Source organism: Azospirillum agricola, from assembly GCF_020005195.1.
Classification (GTDB): domain Bacteria; phylum Pseudomonadota; class Alphaproteobacteria; order Azospirillales; family Azospirillaceae; genus Azospirillum; species Azospirillum agricola.
Genome location: NZ_JAIFZR010000008.1, coordinates 189,150 through 206,587 on the forward strand (window position 1 = coordinate 189,150; position 17,438 = coordinate 206,587).

A 17,438-nucleotide genomic window follows, 5' to 3' on the forward strand; every position below is an offset into this window, starting at 1 on the left:
CCTCCACGAGGGAGCGATACGCCATGAGCGAGGATAGCAAGATAGTCCGTCTGCGTCAGCCCGACGAGATCGAAGACCCGCTGGCCGCCATCCTGCGCAGCGGTGCCCGCCGGCTTCTGGAACAGGCGGTCGAGGCGGAGGTGGCCAGTTTCCTGGCCTCCATGAAGGACCTCACGCTGCCGGACGGCCGCGAGCGGGTCGTGCGGCACGGCCATGGTCCCGAACGAACGATCCAGACCGGCATCGGGCCGGTCGCGGTGCGGCGCGCCAAGGTGCGCGACCGGAGCGGCGAGGAGGACGGCGAGCGGGTCCGCTTCACCTCGGCCATCCTGCCGCGCTGGGCGCGGCGAACCAAGAGCTTGGACGCCCTGCTGCCGATCCTCTATCTGCGTGGCGTCTCCACCGGAGACTTCCAGGAGGCGCTGAGCGCCTTGCTCGGCAAGGACGCGCCACCCCGGAGGGCCGCAAGAAACTGGTCGGCTTCCAGGTCGGCGTGCGCGAAAGCGCGCAGAGCTGGCGCGAGCTGCTGGTCGACGTCCAGGCACGTGGCCTGACCATCGCCTCGGAACTCGCCATCGCCGATGGAGCACTGGGCTTTTGGAAAGCGCTGGAGGAGGTCTTCCCCACCACCCGCCATCAGCGTTGCTGGGTGCACAAGACCGCCAACGTGCTGAACAAGGTGGCCAAGACGATGCAACCGGCGATGAAGCAGGACTTGCGCGAGATCTGGATGGCGCCGGACCGCGCGGCGGCCCAGGTCGCCATCGAGGTTTTCGTGAAGAAGTACGTCCCCTAATACGCCAAGGCGGTGGGGTGCCTGACCAAGGACCGTGATGCGCTGCTCGCCTTCCACGACTTTCCGGCCGAGCACTGGGATCACGTCCGCACCACCAATCCCATCGAGAGCGTCTTCGCCACCGTGCGGCACCGGACCGTCCGCACCAAGGGGGCGCTGTCGCCGGACACCGCCAAGCTGATGGTCTTCAAATTGATCACCGCCGCAGCGAAGACTTGGCGCCGCCTCCAGGGTGAAAACCAATTGCCCAAGGTCATCAGCGGCACCACATTCCGCGACGGCATCGAGATCACCGACACCGCGTCACAGAATGCCGCCTGATCGGCTCGTCACCCAATTCCCCGCATAGCTCCGGCGTGCTCCCATCAATCGGGATTCCGGGCAGATGCGCGGACACAGAGCCATCGCTGGCGGTCGTACCGCGGTCCGCAATGTCCTGTATATGGCAACGCTCGTTGCGACCCGCTGGAATCCTGTGATCAAGGCCCACTATGCCAGGATCGTGCAGGCCGGACGGCCGAAGAAGCTCGCCGTCGTCGCCTGCATGAGACACCTCCTCACCATTCTCAACGCGATCATGAGAACCGCTTCGCCATGGAAAAACGCTTGACCCGCAACACAGTCGCTCAAGAAACAGGGCCTCCGGAAAACCCGGAGCGGTTCAGACCAACCGCTGGGCCTGTTCGACCAACACGGTCTCCAGCGGCCCAGGATCCCACGGGGAGGTCGACAGGAAGTGGTGAAGCTGCTGCGTAGCGCCCGGCGCCACCCGGCTCGCCATCGCCTCCACGCTCTTGCGATCCCCGGGGCCGAGCAGCCCCCAGAGGTACACCTCGGCCCAATGCTGCTGCGAGGGGTGGGCGAACTGCTCCAGGAACGGCTGCGCCCACACGTTCAACTCGCTCTGCGAATCGGACGAACGGGGATGGCTTTCCACGGCCCCACCTCGATGCCTTCGCTCAAAGATACCCATCAGGTGACAACCTGGCGCCGTCAGACGAATACCTCAAACGACCGGAGTGGCGGAGTAGTGCTAAGCACCTATTTCGGTAGGGATCGAGGTGGGCCTGCTCTGTTGGACTTCCGTGCTTTTCGGTGGGGAGGTTTTCATGGGCAAGTTGGTTCAAGATGACGGCTGGCGATTGCCGGGTGAGTTGTGGGAGCGCATGGAGCCGCTGCTCCCGGAGCGTCCGCCGCCCCCGCTGGGCTGTCATAATCCGCGGGTCCCGGATCGCGCGGCGATGGATGCCATCCTCTTTGTCCTGCGGACCGGCAGCCAGTGGCAGGCCCTGCGGGCGACCGGGATCTGTTCACCGTCTTCCGCTTACCGTCGCTTCCGCGAATGGATCGATGCCGGGGTGTTCGAGGAGTTCTGGCGCCAAGGGCTTCTGGCCTACGATGCCTTGCTCGGCATCGACTGGACCTGGATGGCCGTGGACGGGGCGATGACCAAGGCGCCCCTGGGTGGGGAAAAAAGTCGGCCCCAACCCGACCGACCGCGGCAAGCTGGGAACCAAGCGTTCACTGCTGACCGACGGCCGCGGTCTCCCCCTCGGCCTCGCGGTCGCTGGCACCAACGTGATCGACTTCAAGCTGCTGGAACAAACGCTTGAGGCCACCGCCGTACCGCGCCCCGCACCGACGCCAGCGCAGCCGCAGCATCTTTGCCTGGACAAGGGCTACGATTACGATGGCCCGCGTCAGATCGCCTACGACTACGGCCTCACCGCCCATATCCGGCGCCGGGGCGAGGATCGATCCGCCACCCCCGCCCAGCCTGGAAAACCACGAAGGTGGGGAGTGGAACGGGCGCACTCCTGGCTCAACCGCTACCGCCGCATCCTGGTCCGCTGGGAAAAGCTCGCCCTCACCTACAAGGCCATGCTCCACATCGTCTGCGCCGTCACCGTCTGGCAGTTCATCTCCCTACTGGAATAGGTTCTTAGGCCCATTACGGCATCTAGACCCGAGTCAGGCCGTGTAGATCGCCAGCATCTCGGCGACGCAGGCTGGGCGGTCGCTCCTCTCAGATTCCACTGTTGCTTCCACGCTCACCAGATAACGCCGTTCGCCCTGCAGTTCGACGGAGCGCAGGTGGAAGCGCGCTCGCACCCGGCGCCCGGCGGGAACCGGGCTGGGGAAACGGACACGGTTCAGGCCATAGTTGATCTTGGTGTTCACAGCATCAACCGTGAAGGCCTGCGACGCCATCAGAGGCAGCAGGGACAAGGTAAGATAACCATGCGCGATCGTGGCCCCATAGGGTGATTCCCGCGCCGCCCGTTCTGGATCGATGTGAATCCATTGGCTGTCGCCGGTGGCATCGGCGAAGGCATCGATGCGGGGCTGCCCGACAAGCACCCAGTCGCTGACCCCCAACTCGCCGCCGATGCAAGCGAGCAGGGCCGGGATGCCATCAAGACGTTTGGGAGAGAAAATTTCGGGCGTCAAAGGCTCAGCCGTCATTGTCCAGCGCTCCATTCCTTGTCCTGCAACTCGCGCCACTGGAGCTTTCCCGTTCCCGAGCGCGGCAGGCTGTCGCGGATCTCGATGCTGGACGGACATTTGTAGACCGCCATGTTGGCGCGGCACCACGCGATGATCTCCGGGCCAGTCACCGTCTCGCGGTGGCTGTCGCGCAGGATGATGCAGGCCTTCACCGTCTCGCCGCGCCGCACGTCGGGGGAGGCGATGACGCAGACCTCAGCGATGGCGGGATGGCGCAGCATCAGCGATTCCACCTCGGTCGGCCACACCTTGTAGCCCGAGGCGTTGATCATGCGCTTCACCCGGTCAACGATGAAGAAATAGCCCTCCTCGTCGTAATAGCCGAGGTCGCCGGTGCGGAAGAACCGTTTGCCGTCCAACTCCATGAAGGCGTCGGCGGTGCCCTTCGGGTCGTTCCAATAGCCATGGAACACCTGTGGGCCGTGGATCAGGATTTCCCCGATCTCGCCGGGCAGAAGTTCCCGGCCGTCATCCACTCCGACGACGCGGCTGTCCACGTCGAAGACGGGGATGCCCAGGCATTGGCGCTTGGGAGCGTGGATCGGGTTGATGTGGGTGCTGGCGATGGTCTCCGACAGGCCGTAGCCTTCAATGTAATCAAGCCCGGTCAATTCCTTCAGCCGGTCGGCGATCACGTCGGGCATGGCCGCGCCGCCGCCGCCGATGGCTTCCAGGCTGCTCAGGTCGTAGCTGCGCACCTCGGGGTCGTTGAGCAGGTCGATCAGCATGGTGGTGATGCTGCGCCAGCGCCCCACCCGGTGGCGCTCGATCAGCTTGGCGGCGACGCGGCGGTCCCAGCGGCTCATGATGACCATGGTGCAGCCGGTCTGGATCGGCGCGTTCATCGCCGCCTGCATGCCGGTGACGTGGAACAGCGGAAGCGTCACCAGATGAGTCGAATCGGCGATCATCGGACTCCAGCCGAGGCTGACATACAGCGTTGTCATCGCAGTCCGGTGGGTGTGCATGCAGCCCTTTGGGTTCCCCGTGGTGCCCGAGCTGTAGGGAAAGACCGCCCAATCGTCCGGTCCCGCCGTGGCCGGGGCGGCGGTCTCGCCGGCCGCCAGCGCGTCGCGCCACGACACCGCGCCGGGCGTGTCGGAGGCCAGGAAGGGAGGGGCCTGCACCGCGTCGGGAGCCGGAAGGTCGAAATCCGGGTCGGCGTATTCCGAATAGCTCGCCACCACCGCATGGGCCAGCCCGCCGCTTTCCAGCAGCGGCCGCAGCACCGGAAAAAGCTCCTGCCCCATCAACGCGACGCGGGTGCCGGTGTCGGAGACGAAGAACTCCATTTCGGCGGTGCGGTTCATCGGGTTGACCGGCACCACCACGGCGTCGGCACGCAGGATCGCGTAATAGCTGATGACGAATTGCGGGCTGTTCTGCATGTACAGCAGTATCCGGTCGGCCTTTGCCACGCCGAGACGGCGTTGCAGCCAGCCGGCCAGCCGCTCGACCTGTTCGTTCAATTCGGCGTAGGTCAGGCTCTTGCCGTAATAGACGATGGCGGGGCGGTCGGGAAAACGCCGCGCTGTGACCTCCAGATTGTAAGAGAGGCTGGTTTCCGGGATGCTCAGGTGATGAGGCGTGCGATGCGGCCAGACCTTGAAGTGACGATTGAACATTCTTGGATTTTCCTCCGTGATCGGCGCTGCGTGTCGCCTTGTCGTTCGGTGTCTCAGACCTTCATGCCGGGCAGATTCAACGATGCGGTGTTGCCACCATCCACGGGAATCGCCTGTCCGGTGATGTAGCTGGCGTCGTCGCTGGCGAGAAAGGCTATGGCGGCGGCGACCTCGCCCGACTGGCCGGCCCGACGTAGTTCGCAGCGGCTGCCCAGCCGTTCAGCCTTGCCGATGGCGCGGGCGTGGTCGAAGACGCGCCGGGTCATGCCGGTCTCGATCAGGCCGGGGCAGACGGCGTTTACGCGGATCCCCCATTGCGCGAGGTCACAGGCCGCCGTCTGGGTGAAATTGATGACCGCCGCCTTCGAGGCGCTGTAAGCGTTGCCCCCGGCGCCGGACCGGATGCCGGCGACCGACGCCGTGTTGACGATGGCGCCGCGTCCGGCGTCCCGCATCGGGCGGGCGGTGTGTTTGGTGAAATGAACGACGCCGAAGAGGTTGACGGCGATCACCTGCTGCCATTCGGCCATGTCCTGGTCGGTGGCCAGCGCTTGGCCGCACGCGATCCCGGCGTTGTTGCACAGCACGTCGATCCGACCGAAATGTTGCAGCGCGGCGGCGACGCAGGTCTCGACCGCGGATTCGTCGGCGATGTCCATGCCGTGGAGCTGGGTGGTGGTGCCGTCCGGCAGTTCCGCGAGCACGGCTTCAAGCGCGGCGGCGTCACGGTCCACCAGAACCAGGGCGGCGCCTTCCCCAGCGAGACGCCGCGCGGTCGCCCGCCCGATCCCGCTGGCCGCACCGGTGACGATCACGACCCGATCCTTGAAGCGCACGGCGTAGCTCCCTCGCTGGTGCCGCCACTGTGGCATGGCGTGGTGGTGGATGTCAATAAATGCGGAATATAATTCCGCGACAACGGAAGGCTCGGTCAGCGGTAAGTCAGCAGAGTCTCGCCGCCGGCCAGCCGCAGATGCGACACCCCGTTGAAACCGGCCAGCGCAAAGCCCGACCGGCCATAGCGGATCTCGGTGACGGAGGCGTTGTGGACACGCCAGCTCAACGCCATGCCGCTTTCAGGCACCAGACCCAGTACGGTGGCGACCGCGCAGCCGATCACCCCGCCCGAGGTGAAGACAGCGACGGTGTCGTCCTTGCCGTGTTCGGCCACCGCGCGTTCCAGTCCACCGCGCACCCGCGCCGCGAAGGCGAGCCAGCTTTCGCCGGAAAAACCCTCGGCGCCGTCCAGCCACAGGGCCAGAACGCCGGACAGCGCGCTCTGGAACAGCCGCCGGTCATGGCGCAGTTCGTCGATGCTTGCCCCGGCGATGTCCGGGCGGCGGGCGGCGAGGATCGGCAGATAGGCCGCGAACAGCGCGTCGCTGGGATACTCGTCGAAGGCCGCGTCGGCGGTGACCGGGCATTCCCACCCGGCGGCGTTCAGCGCCGTGCGGGCGGTTTCGTCCTGCCGCCGCAGGGTTCCTTTGACCGCCGCGTCGATGCGCCGCCCCTCGCGCGCCAGATGCGCGCCGAGCAGCTCCGACTGCTGGAATCCCATGGGGCACAGCCGGTCGTAATCGCCGCTGCCGAAGGAGGCTTGGCCGTGGCGGACCAGAAGCAGCGTGGTCATGCCGAGCGTCCGCCGTTGGCGTCCCGGATCATGGCGCGGGCGATGACGAGCTGCTGGATTTGGCTGGTGCCCTCGTAGATGCGGAACAGTCGGACATCGCGGTAGAAGCGTTCGACCCCGTAATCGGCGATGTAACCGGCACCGCCATGGATCTGCACCGCGCGGTCGGCGACGCGGCCGACCATCTCCGAACAGAACAGCTTGCAGCAGGCGGCGTCGGTCGAGACATCGACGCCGGTATCCTTGGCCCGCGCCGTTTCCATCACCATGCAGCGGCCCGCATAGGCTTCCATCCGGCTGTCGGCCAGCATCGCCTGGATCAGTTGGAACTCGGCGATGGGCTGGCCGAACTGCTTGCGCTCCATGGCGTAGGCGAGGCTGTCGCGGATCAGCCGCTCGGCGACGCCGACGCAGACGGCGGAAATGTGCAGACGGCCCCGGTCCAGCACCTTCATCGCGGTCTTGAAACCCTGGCCTTCCTTGCCGCCGATCAGGTTGAGGGCGGGAACCCGGCAATCCTCGAGGATCACGTCGGCGGTGTGGCCGCCCTTCTGGCCCATCTTCCGGTCCACCGCGCCGACGGTCAGACCGGGCGTCCCGGCCTCCACTACGAAGGCGGAAACGCCGCGCGAATCACGGCTGTCGGCATCGGTGCGGGCGAAGACGGTGAACAGCCCGGCGTGCGGCGCGTTGGTGATGAAGCGCTTGGTGCCGTTCAGCACATAATGGTCGCCGTCGCGCCTGGCGCTGGTGCGCAAGGCTCCGGCGTCGGATCCCGCTTCCGGCTCGGTCAGGGCGAAGGCGCTGATCATGGCGCCCGACGCCAGTTGCGGCAGGTATTTGCGCTTCTGCTCGTCGGTGCCGTCGATCACCAGCCCTTGCGAACCGATGCCGTTGTTGGTGCCGATCAGCGAGCGGAACACCGGCGAGGTCTGGCCCAGCTCGAAGGCGACCTGCGCTTCTTCCGCCATGGTCAGGCCAAGCCCGCTGTAGTCCTCGGGGATCGACAGGCCGAACAGGCCCATCTCGCGCATCGCGTCGGCGATGTCCATCGGGATGGCGTCGTCCTCGGCCACCTTATGCTCCAGAGGGACGAGGCGTTCGCGCACGAAACGGGCCACCGTGTCGAGAAGCTGCCGCAGGGTATCGGGATCGAGTGCCATGGTCAGTGTCCTTGTCCGAGTGCCAACGGTCCAAGTGCCAACCCCTGCGCAGTGCGGGCGAGCAGCGTCGCGCGGCGCCCGACTTCCAGAGCGTTGGAATTGCTGGCGTTGCCCTGGACCGCGCGGGCGTGGACGCCTTGCAGGATGGCGGCCAGCCGGAACAGCGAGAAGGTGAGGTAGAAGGTCCAGCTGGCGATGCCGTCGCGGCCGGTGCGGCGGCAATAGGCGGCGACGAACTCGTCCTCGGTCGGGATGCCGAGCGCGGCGAGGTCGATGCCGCGCAGCCCCTTCACCCCGTCCATTTCGGCGGGCAGATGGTAGGGCAGGCAGCAATAGGCGAGGTCGCCCAGCGGATCGCCTAGGGTGGACAACTCCCAATCCAGCACGGCGGCGACGCGCGGCGCCTCGGGGGCGAACAGCAGGTTGCCGAGCCGGAAGTCGCCATGCGCGATGGTGATGCGGGCGTCGGCGGGCGTGTTGGCGGTCAGCCAGACGATCAGCTCCTCCATCACCGGATCGGCCTCGCCGACCACCGAGGCGCGGTATTGCCGGGTCCAGCGGTCGATCTGGCGGGTGAGGTAATGCTCCGTCCGCCCGAAGCCGCCCAACCCGGCGGCGGCCCAATCGACGCTGTGCAGCGCGGCCAGGGTCGTGTTCATCGCGTCGTAGACGGCGGAGCGATCGGCGGGGGTGTGGCCCTCCAGCTCCGGGCGCTCCAGGATGCGACCATCGACGCAATCCATGACGTAGAAGGCGGTGCCGATGATGTCGGGATCCTCGCAGAGCAGGATGGCGCGCGGCACCGGAACCGCCGAGCCGTGCAAGGCTGCGATGACGCGGTACTCGCGCTCGACCTGATGGGCCGAGGGCAGCAGCGGCCCTGGCGGCTTCTTGCGCAGGACGAAGGAGCCAGCCCCGGTGTCGAGCCGGAAGGTCGGGTTGGACTGGCCACCCTGGAACTGGCGGACGGCGATGCCGCCCAGGCCGGGGATGCGGTCCGCGAGGTAGGCGCGCAGCCGGTCCTCGTCGAACCGATGGACGGGCAGAACCGGGATCAGGGCGGACATCCGGCGGCCCCCCTTCAAGCGGCCATATCGCCGCCGTCGGCGACGATCACCTGCCCGGTGACGTAGCTCGACAGGTCGGACGCCAGGAACAGGGCGACGCCGGCGATCTCCTCCGCGCGGCCGACGCGGCGCAGCGGGGTGCGGGCCTCGACGCGGGCGAGGCGTTCGGGATCCTCGATCAGCGCCTTGGCGAAATCGGTGGCGATCAGGCCGGGGGCGATGGCGTTGACGCGGACGTTCGACGGTCCCCATTCCAGCGCCAGATTGCGGGCCAGCGCCGCTTCCGCCGCCTTCGACATGCCGTAGCAGCCGATGGTGGTGGTGCCGCGCAGTCCGGCGATGCTGGACAGCAGGATCACCGAGCCGCCACCCTGCCTGGCGATGATGGGGATCGCCATGTTGCAAAGCCAGAAGGTGCCCTTGACGTTGGCGTCCATGATCTTGTCGAAGGCGTCGTCGCCGAGATCCGCCATCGAGCCGTAGACCGGGTTGATCGCGGCGTTGCAGACCAGCGCGTCGATACGGCCGTAGCGCGCGACGGCGCCTTCGACCAGGGCCTGCAACTGGTCCTTGCGGGCGATGTGGCAGGGGATGGCAATGGCCTCGCAACCCTCGCGGCGCAGGGCTTCGGCCACGGGTTCGCAGGTTTCGGCCTTCCGGCTCGACACCACCACGCGGGCGCCGGCCTTGGCGTAAGCCTCGGCGATGGCGCGGCCGATGCCTCGGCTGGAGCCGGTGATGACGGCCACCTTGTCACGCAGATTGAGCATGAACACGGATCCTTTGAAATGATGGCCGCCCGCCTCCGTCACCAGGGGGGGAGGTTGGGCGGGCGGGAGTGCGGAGAGGCGCTTATTGGCCTGTAGCGGCGTCGATGGGCACGATCACGCCCTTCTCGACGAAGCCGACGATTATCTTGGCGTTGCTGCCGCCGTTGGCGTCCACGCCGGTGATGCGCGCCGGGTTGCGTTCGGAAGGCAGCGCGGCGTAGGCGTCGTTCAGCTTGGCGCGGATTGCCTTGGGGTCCGACACCGTACCGGCCAGTGTCATCGCCTCGGTCACCGCGTTCAGCGCCGTGTAGTTGTAGGAAACCTCCGACCCCGGATCCTTGTTGAACAGCTTGCGGTACTTCGCCACGAAGGCTTCGGCGCCGGGGCGGCGGTCATGGACCAGCGGCATCACGCCGACCGAGCCTTCGAGCAGGGTGAAGCCCTCCACGATGCGGGCCATTTCGTCAAGCTTGGCCTGATCCATGATCGCGAAACCGCCCTGGAAGCCCAATTCGCGGGCTTGGCGGATCAGCAGCGCGGTCGGTTCCGACGCGCCGCCGACCAGCATCACGTCGGGGGACGCCGCCAACACCCGGCTGACGCCGCTGTAGAAATCGGTGTCCTTGTTGTAGGAGAGCGGGTTGTCGGCCACCACCGTGCCGCCCGCCTTCTCCCAGACGGGGACGAAGGCCTTGGTCCACGCCTTGGCGTAATCATGGTCGGCGTTGGCGATGGCCAGCTTCTTGCCGAACGTCGCCATTTCGACGCGGACGAACGGATCGATATAGCCCAGGAAGGAGGGCGGGATCCGCAGGGTCAGCGTATTGCCGCGCTCGGTGATGTTCGGCACGCTTGTGTAGGCGGCGACGATGAAGTTGTCCTGCTCGTTGAACGCCTGAAGGGCGAAGGCGCCGCCCGAATGGGGAACGAAGACGATGGGCGCGCCGTACTGCGCCTTCAGCCGCTTGGCGTTCACGGCGGATTCGCTGGGGGAGTATTTGTCGTCCAGGGCCACGACGTTGACCTTGTAGGTCTTGCCGGCCACGGTAAAGCCGCCCGCGGCGTTGATGTCCTTGGCGGCGATCTCCAGCCCCGACAGCGTGTTCTTGCCGTAGAGCGCGGCGCCGCCGCTGAGCGGGCCGGTGTAACCGATGGTCACCGTGTCCTGTGCCAGCGCGGCCCCGGCCGCCAGAGCCAGCGCGGTTCCCGCCGCCAGCGCGCCGAAGACGGTCACGGTCGCCATCCGGGCCAGTGTCGTCCAAACACCCATGCGTTTTCTCCCCTCGGTTCTTTGTTCGAGCGCTGTTCGATTCAACGGACGGTCAGGCGCCGATGTAGGCTTTGCGGATGCGTTCGTCGGCCAGCAGCGTGTCGCGGTCGCCCTCCATGACGATCCGCCCGCTTTCCATGACGTAGGCGCGGTGAGCGATCTGGAGCGCCGCGTAGGCGTTCTGTTCGGCCAGAAGCACGGTGGTGCCGGTCTCGTTGATCGCCTTCACGGCTTCCAGCACCTGTTTGACGATCAGCGGGGCGAGGCCCAGAGAGGGTTCGTCGAGCATCAGCACGCGCGGGCGGCCCATCAGCGCCCGCCCGATGGCGACCATCTGCTGCTGCCCGCCGCTGAGCGATCCTGCGGGCAAATCCCGGCGTGCGTGCAGGATGGGAAACATCGCGAACACGTGGTCGAGCAGGTGGCGCGTCCCCTTGCCGTCATGGCGGTGGACGTAGCCGCCCAGGATCAGGTTCTTGCGCACCGACATGTCGGGGAACAGCTTGCGCCCTTCCGGGCAGTGCACGACGCCGGCCTCGACGATGCGCGAGGGTTTGCGTCCGCGCAGTTCCGTGTCCTCGAAGCGGATGCTGCCGGAGGCGAGCTTGCGCAGACCGCTGATCGCCAGGAACAGCGAGCTTTTGCCCGCTCCGTTGGCTCCCAGCAGGACCACCAGTTCGCCCTTGCCGACATGCAGGTTCACGGCGTCCAGCGCGCGGAAGGCACCGTAATTCAGCGTCGCCCCCTCAAGCCGCAACATAATCGGCCCCCAGATAGGCTTCGATCACGCGGGCGTCGCCACGGATAGCGGCGGGCGGGCCTTCGGCGATCATTTCGCCGTGGTCGAGCACGACGATCTTGTCGGCGAGGCTCATGATCATGTCCATCTTGTGTTCGATCAGGCAGACGGTCAGGCCGCTGGCTGCCATCTTGCGGATCAGATCGGCCAACCCGGCGGTTTCGTCCGGGTTGACGCCGCCCGCCGGCTCGTCGAGCAGCAGGATCTTCGGGTCGGTGGCGAGCGCCAGCGCGAAGGCGACGCGCTTGCGCCCCTCCTGCGAGATTTCGCCGGCCAGCCGGTGGGCGATGGCGGTCAGCCCAACGAACTCCAGGACCTGTTCGGCCTTGTCGCGGCAGGCGCGCTCGTCGGCGCGCAGGCGCGGCGTGTTCAGCAGCACGTCCCAGAAGGTGGAGCGCGTGCGCAGCCGGTGCCCGACGATCAGGTTGTCGAGCACGCTGGCCTTGTCGAACAGATGCGTGGTCTGGAAGCTGCGGGCGGCGCCGCGCACCGCCATGCGGTCGGGCCGCAATCCGGTGACGTCGGCGCCGTCGAACAGGATGCGGCCCGAGGTCGGCTTGTGCATCCCGCTGACGAGGTTGAAGAAAGTCGATTTTCCGGCCCCGTTCGGGCCGATGACGGCGGTGATCCGTCCCTTCTCGAACCGGGTGGTGACGCCCCGGACGGCCGTCAGGCCGCCGAAGCTCTTGGTGAGATCGCGCACCTCAAGCATTGGCCCTGACCTCCGTCGGATTGACCGCCGTGGTCTGCTTGGCCTTTTCGGCGGCGGCCCGCTTGGCGCGGCGTTCGTTGACCAGTCCGATGACGCCCTGCGGCAGATACATCACCAGCAGGATCAGCATCGGGCCGAAGACGATCATGCGGAAATCCTGGAGGAACTGAAGCGATTGGGTCAGCCACGTCATGGCGACCGCGCCCAGCAGCGGGCCGTACAGCGTGCCCAGCCCCCCGACCAGGATGAAGGCCACCTGTTCGAAGGTGTGGCTTTCCAGCGCCATCCCCGGACCGAGGAAGCGGACGAACCCGGCGTAGAGACCGCCGGCGAACCCGGCATAGACGGTGGATAGCACAAAGGACAGCAGCTTGGTCCGCATCAGATCGACGCCCAGCGCCTCCGCCAGATCCTCGCTGTTGCGCACCGCCATGAAGGCGCGGCCAAGCAGCGAGCGCACGATCCGGTTCATCACCCACAGCGCCAGGGCCAGGAAGACCAGCACAAGGTAATATTGCGACAGCGGCGTGTCGAAGCGGATCGGGCCGAAGGGCGTCGGGAGGGGCGTCGGCGCCGGGATGCCGATGACGCCGACGGTGCCGTGGGTCAGTCCGTCGAACTTCTCGATCACCAGATACAGGATGAAGCCGACGCACAGGGTGAAGATGACGAAGTAATGAGTCTTCAGCCGCAGCGACACCAGCCCCAGCGTCACGGCGACCGCCGCCGTGACGACGCCCGACAGCACGAAGGCCACCCAATAGGGAACGCCGAAATCCACCGTCAGGATGCCGACCGTGTAGGCGCCGACCGCCATGAAGCCGGCATGTGCCAGATTGAGCTGGCCGGTGTAGCCGAGGATCAGGTTCAGCCCGGTGGCCGAGATCGCCACGATGTAGGCCAGCGACATCACGTAGAGGTAATAGTCGTTGGGCGCGGCCAGCGGGAACAGCAGCGCCAGCAACAGCGCGCCCGCCATCAGCAGGCGGTTTGCCGTGGTCATCGAACCGGTCATCACCGCACCCCCCGCGTGAACAGGCCCTGGGGCCGCACCGACAGGATCACGACCAGCAGCGCGAAGGCGATGATGTCCTTGTAGTCGGTGGAGACGTAGAAGGCGCCGAAGCTCTCGGCGAAGCCGATCACCATGGCGCCGACGATGGCGCCGGGAATGCTGCCCATGCCGCCCAGGATGATGATGACGAAGGCCTTCATGATCACCAGATGCCCCATCGACGGGTAGATCAGGTTGATCGGCGCAAACAGCGTCGCCGCCACCGCCGCCAGCGCCCCGGAGATCGCGAAAGTCAGCATCGAGACCGCCGTGGCGTCGATGCCGACCAGCGAGGCGCCTTCGCGGTTCTGCGCCATGGCGATGATGGTGGAGCCGAGTATGCTGCGGGTCAGGAACAGGTGCAGCGCGATCATCAGCCCGAAGGCGGCGGCGACGATCATCAGCCGTTGCGCCGGAGCGGTCAGGCCGAAGACGCGGACGATCTGCGGGAAGGGCGAGGACAGGCGCAGGAAATCCGCCCCCCACACCGCCTGTATCACCGCCTCCAGGAACAGCATCAGCCCGATGGCGGCGATCATGTCGTGCAGCGGCGGCGCGTTGCGCAGCCGGTGGAAGATCAGTCGCTCCGACAGAACCGCCAGCGCCGCGACCGACAGCGCGGCGGCGGCGATCGCCACCCAGTAATTCCCGCCCAGCGAACCGGTGACATAATAGGACACATAGGCGCCCACCATGAACAGCGCGCCATGGGCGAAGTTGGGGATGTGGAGAATCCCGTAGACCAGCGTCAAGCCGAGCGCCACCAGACTGTAGACGCTGCCGAGCGTCAGCCCGTTCAGGACCTGTTGGAAAAAGATGTTCAAGGGGCTGCTTCCTCCCTGGAAACGCGCTTGCGGGGCTGGACGGCCTAGACCGCTGCGCGCATGTTCTTATCTGCGGAATTAAGTTCCGCAACTTTGGCATGGGCAGGTTTGGGCGTCAACACATCCATCCGCTTTCTCAATTGTTAAGACGCTGTGACATCGGGTCACAGCGCGCTCGCGGGCACCGCGAGCGCGGCGTCGTCGAGCGCCGCCAGACGGTCGAGCTGCGGTCCGACCTTCGGCAGTTCCCAGCGCAGGAAGTAGCGGCAGGCGTGGCGCTTGCCCTCGTAGAAGGCCCGCTCGTCGGTGTCGGCGGTTGCCGCCAGACCGCCTTCCGCCAGCAGGCCCTGGCGCAGCCACAGCCACGCCACCACCACATGGCCCAGCACCTCCAGATAGACCGAGGCGTTCGCCAGGGCGCGCGTCGGCCCATGGGTGGCGACGGCGCCGGTCAGGATGGCCGTCACATCCTTCACGCGGCCGATGGCGTCGCCGAGCGCCGCCCCGTCCCCGGTGAGAGCGGGTGTCCGCGCGGCTTCCGCCGCCGTCTCCTCGATGCGGGCGCAGAGCAGCGCGAAGGCGCGGCCTCCGTTCATCGTCACCTTGCGGCCCAGCAGATCGAGGCCCTGGATGCCGTGCGAACCCTCGTGGATCGGGTTCAGGCGGTTGTCGCGGTAGAATTGTTCGATGGGGTATTCGCGGGTGAAGCCGTAGCCGCCATGGATCTGCATCGCCAGCGAAATGGATTCCTGGCACCATTGGGCGGGCCAGCTCTTGACCATCGGGGTCAGGATTTCCAGCAGCAGCAGGGCGTCGGCCCGCGCTTGGCTATCGGTGGCGGTGTCCTTCTCATCGACCAGCCGCGCGGTGGTCATGCACAGCGCGAGCGCGCCCTCGGCGTAGGATTTCTGCGCGAGCAGCATGCGGCGCACGTCGGGATGCTCGATGATCGGCACCTGCGGGGTGGCCGGATCCTTGCTGTCCAGCACGCGGCCCTGCGGGCGTTCCTTGGCGTAGGCCAGCGCATGGCGGTAGGCGGTTCCGGCCAGCGCCGCCGCCCCGTTGCCGACGCCGATCCGCGCCTCGTTCATCATGTGGAACATGCAGACGAGGCCCTTGTGCGGCTCGCCCACCATCCAGCCGACGGCCCCGCCGCCCTCGCCGAAATTCAGCATGGTGGAGGTGGTGCCGCGCCAACCCATCTTGTGGATCAGCCCGGCCAGCGCGACGTCGTTGCGCGCGCCAAGGCTGCCGTCTTCGTTGACCAGGAATTTCGGCACGATGAACAGCGAGATGCCCTTGACCCCGGCGGGAGCGTCGGGCAGCCGGGCCAGCACCAGATGGACGATGTTCTCGGCCAGCTCGTGGTCGCCGCCGGAGATGAAGATCTTGTTGCCGGTGAGGCGGTAGCTTCCATCGTCCGCCGGGACCGCCGCCGTGCGCAGATCCGACAGCGAGGATCCCGCCTGCGGCTCGGTCAGCGCCATGGTGCCGAAGAAACGGCCCTCCAGCATCGGGCGCATGAAGCGCTCCTTCTGGTCGGGCGTGCCGAAGGCGCGCAGCACGTTGGCCGCCGCCATGGTCAGCGACGGGTAGCTCTTTGTGCCGAGGCTGGCGGCGGCGAACAGGGTGCTGACCGCCATGTGTGCGGTGAAAGGCAGTTGCATGCCGCCCAACTCGTAATCCGCCGTCGCCGCGAGGAATCCGGCGTCGATGAAGCGGCGCAGCGCCTCCTTCACCTCGGGGATGATGACGACCTTGCCGTCGATGACTTGCGGCTCGTTCTCGTCCGACTTGTGGTTGTGCGGGGCGAAATGGTCCTGGGCGATGGCGTGGGCGGTGTCGATGGCCGCCGCCACGGTTTCGCGGGAATGATCGACGAAGCGGGACCGCTCGAACAGCCCATCGAGGTCGAGCAGCTCGAACAGCAGGAAGTCGAGGTCCCGGCGGTTGATCAGGCGGCTGTCCATGATGGTCGGGTCCTTGACGGAAGGCGATGGCGGACGGCGATTCCCTCTCCCCGTTCGGGAAGAGGGAACACAGCGGGTTCGACGCGAGGACGCGGGGGCTTACGCCGCCTCGACCGTCTCGGGCAGAGCGATGAAGCGGTCGAGATGGTGATCGCCGTCACCCAGCCAATGGTCGATCATCACCAGCCGCTTGGCGTAGTGGGACACCGCGGCCTCGTCGGTCATGCCCATGCCGCCGTGAAGCTGGATCGCCTGTTCGGAAATCAGGCGTCCGGCGCGGCCGATCAGCGACTTGGCGGCGGCGACGCGGCGTTCCCGCTCAGGTGCCGGCTGGTCCAGGCTGCACGCGGCGAAGATCGCCATCGAGCGCGCCTGTTCGAGCGCGATCCGCATGTCCACCATACGGTGCTGAAGCACCTGGAAGCGCCCGATCGGCGCGCCGAACTGCTGGCGCGTCTTCAGATAATCCAGGGTCAGATCGCAGGCGACTTCCATGGCGCCGACCGCTTCGGCGCAGAGCGCGACGCTGCCGGTGGCGAGCACCGCTTCCAGCGCGTCCGCCGCCCCGCCCTCGGCGCCCAGACGCTCGCCGACTGCCCCGTTCAGGGTGATGTCGCTGGCGCGCAGGCCGTCGATGGTCGGGTAGTCGCGGCGCTTGACGCCGGGCTGGGCCGGATCGACCAGGAACACCGACAGACCGTCGCGCTCGCCCGCCGCGCCGGAGGTCCGGGCGGTCACCAGCAGCCGGTCGGCGCTGTCGCCGTTCAGCACCACCGCCTTCCGGCCGGTCAGGCGATAGCCGCCGCCGTCCTTCTCCGCCCGCGTCTCGACCCGGAAGGCGTCGTAGCGAGCGTCGGGTTCGGCGTAGGCGAGCGCTAGCGTCCGTTCGCCCGAGATCACCGCCGGTAGGATGGTTTCGCGCTGGGCCGCATCGCCCAGCCGGGCGACCAGCCCGCCGCCCAACACCACCGTCGCCAGATACGGCTCCAGCGTCAGGCCGCGACCGAAGGTTTGATGCAGCAGCATCAATTCCGTCCCGCCGCCGCCGATGCCGCCATCCTCTTCCGGGAAGGGGACCGACAGCAGGCCAAGTTCGGCCATCAGCGCCCAGGTTTCGGCGCTGTAGCCCTTCGGCTCCTTGGCGTTGCGCTGGCGCCGTTCAAAGCCGTAGCGCTCGCGGACCAGCCGCGTGGCGGTGTCTTCGAGCATCCGTTGCTCGTCGTTCAGGGTGAAGTCCATGGCTTGCGGCC

16 protein-coding genes and 2 pseudogenes are annotated in these 17,438 nt (G+C 67.0%); 3 read left to right on the plus strand and 15 right to left on the minus strand.

What is annotated here, in order from left to right; translation table 11 throughout:
* Positions 1-23 precede the first annotated feature (23 nt).
* A pseudogene (locus JN22_RS33180) lies at positions 24-1,117 on the plus strand (IS256 family transposase).
* 37 nt (positions 1,118-1,154) lie between these two features.
* Positions 1,155-1,406: pseudogene (locus tag JN22_RS33185) on the plus strand (transposase); the annotation flags it as partial.
* Positions 1,407-1,457: 51 nt separating this feature from the next.
* Here the strand turns inward: JN22_RS33185 and JN22_RS35090 are convergent.
* Complete coding sequence (locus JN22_RS35090; protein WP_179166343.1) at positions 1,458-1,733, minus strand: transposase; 276 nt, start codon at positions 1,731-1,733, stop codon at positions 1,458-1,460.
* Positions 1,734-1,905: 172 nt separating this feature from the next.
* Between JN22_RS35090 and JN22_RS33195 the strand changes: the two genes are divergently transcribed.
* Positions 1,906-2,734 (plus strand): IS5 family transposase gene (locus JN22_RS33195; RefSeq protein WP_211099744.1). Its coding sequence is split into 2 segments (ribosomal slippage): positions 1,906-2,274 and positions 2,276-2,734, totalling 828 coding nucleotides; the frame shifts between segments, so codons are not numbered across the junction.
* A gap of 33 nt (positions 2,735-2,767) precedes the next feature.
* Here JN22_RS33195 and JN22_RS33200 read toward each other — a convergent pair.
* The 14 genes from JN22_RS33200 to JN22_RS33265 form a co-directional block, all read right to left on the minus strand.
* On the minus strand, positions 2,768-3,277 hold the full coding sequence (locus JN22_RS33200) for a MaoC family dehydratase (protein ID WP_223678025.1): 510 nt from the start codon (positions 3,275-3,277) through the stop codon (positions 2,768-2,770).
* Positions 3,259-4,929: a long-chain fatty acid--CoA ligase gene (locus tag JN22_RS33205; protein ID WP_085558165.1), complete on the minus strand. Its 1,671-nt coding sequence runs from the start codon at positions 4,927-4,929 to the stop codon at positions 3,259-3,261. Before JN22_RS33205 ends, JN22_RS33200 begins: the two co-directional genes overlap by 19 nt.
* A 53-nt stretch (positions 4,930-4,982) precedes the next feature.
* Positions 4,983-5,765 carry an SDR family NAD(P)-dependent oxidoreductase gene (locus JN22_RS33210; RefSeq protein ID WP_211099745.1) on the minus strand — a complete coding sequence of 261 codons (783 nt, stop codon included), beginning with the start codon at positions 5,763-5,765 and terminating at the stop codon, positions 4,983-4,985.
* Between the two features lie 95 nt (positions 5,766-5,860).
* Positions 5,861-6,559, minus strand: coding sequence for a histidine phosphatase family protein (locus tag JN22_RS33215; protein WP_085558167.1), 699 nt, complete (start codon positions 6,557-6,559; stop codon positions 5,861-5,863).
* Complete coding sequence (locus tag JN22_RS33220) at positions 6,556-7,722, minus strand: acyl-CoA dehydrogenase family protein (protein WP_085558168.1); 1,167 nt, start codon at positions 7,720-7,722, stop codon at positions 6,556-6,558. The genes JN22_RS33215 and JN22_RS33220 overlap by 4 nt, the downstream gene beginning before the upstream one ends.
* 2 nt (positions 7,723-7,724) lie before the next feature.
* Positions 7,725-8,789, minus strand: coding sequence for a phosphotransferase (locus JN22_RS33225; RefSeq protein WP_085558169.1), 1,065 nt, complete (start codon positions 8,787-8,789; stop codon positions 7,725-7,727).
* 14 nt (positions 8,790-8,803) lie between these two features.
* Positions 8,804-9,559 (minus strand): SDR family NAD(P)-dependent oxidoreductase, encoded by a 756-nt coding sequence (locus JN22_RS33230; protein WP_085558170.1) that lies wholly within the window; start codon positions 9,557-9,559, stop codon positions 8,804-8,806.
* A gap of 82 nt (positions 9,560-9,641) precedes the next feature.
* Positions 9,642-10,829: an ABC transporter substrate-binding protein gene (locus JN22_RS33235; protein ID WP_085558171.1), complete on the minus strand. Its 1,188-nt coding sequence runs from the start codon at positions 10,827-10,829 to the stop codon at positions 9,642-9,644.
* 52 nt (positions 10,830-10,881) lie between these two features.
* Complete coding sequence (locus JN22_RS33240; protein WP_085558172.1) at positions 10,882-11,589, minus strand: ABC transporter ATP-binding protein; 708 nt, start codon at positions 11,587-11,589, stop codon at positions 10,882-10,884.
* Positions 11,576-12,340 (minus strand): ABC transporter ATP-binding protein, encoded by a 765-nt coding sequence (locus tag JN22_RS33245; RefSeq protein ID WP_085558173.1) that lies wholly within the window; start codon positions 12,338-12,340, stop codon positions 11,576-11,578. Before JN22_RS33245 ends, JN22_RS33240 begins: the two co-directional genes overlap by 14 nt.
* Complete coding sequence (locus tag JN22_RS33250; RefSeq protein ID WP_085558174.1) at positions 12,333-13,355, minus strand: branched-chain amino acid ABC transporter permease; 1,023 nt, start codon at positions 13,353-13,355, stop codon at positions 12,333-12,335. The genes JN22_RS33245 and JN22_RS33250 overlap by 8 nt, the downstream gene beginning before the upstream one ends.
* Positions 13,355-14,218, minus strand: coding sequence for a branched-chain amino acid ABC transporter permease (locus tag JN22_RS33255; RefSeq protein WP_085558175.1), 864 nt, complete (start codon positions 14,216-14,218; stop codon positions 13,355-13,357). Before JN22_RS33255 ends, JN22_RS33250 begins: the two co-directional genes overlap by 1 nt.
* 164 nt (positions 14,219-14,382) lie before the next feature.
* A complete protein-coding gene (locus JN22_RS33260) occupies positions 14,383-16,188 on the minus strand; it encodes an acyl-CoA dehydrogenase (RefSeq protein ID WP_179166344.1) in 1,806 nt (601 codons plus the stop codon).
* A 99-nt stretch (positions 16,189-16,287) separates the two neighbouring features.
* The gene (locus JN22_RS33265) at positions 16,288-17,427 is read right to left on the minus strand and encodes an acyl-CoA dehydrogenase family protein (protein ID WP_085558177.1); all 1,140 of its coding nucleotides are present in this window, start codon (positions 17,425-17,427) and stop codon (positions 16,288-16,290) included.
* Between the last annotated feature and the right edge of the window lie 11 nt (positions 17,428-17,438).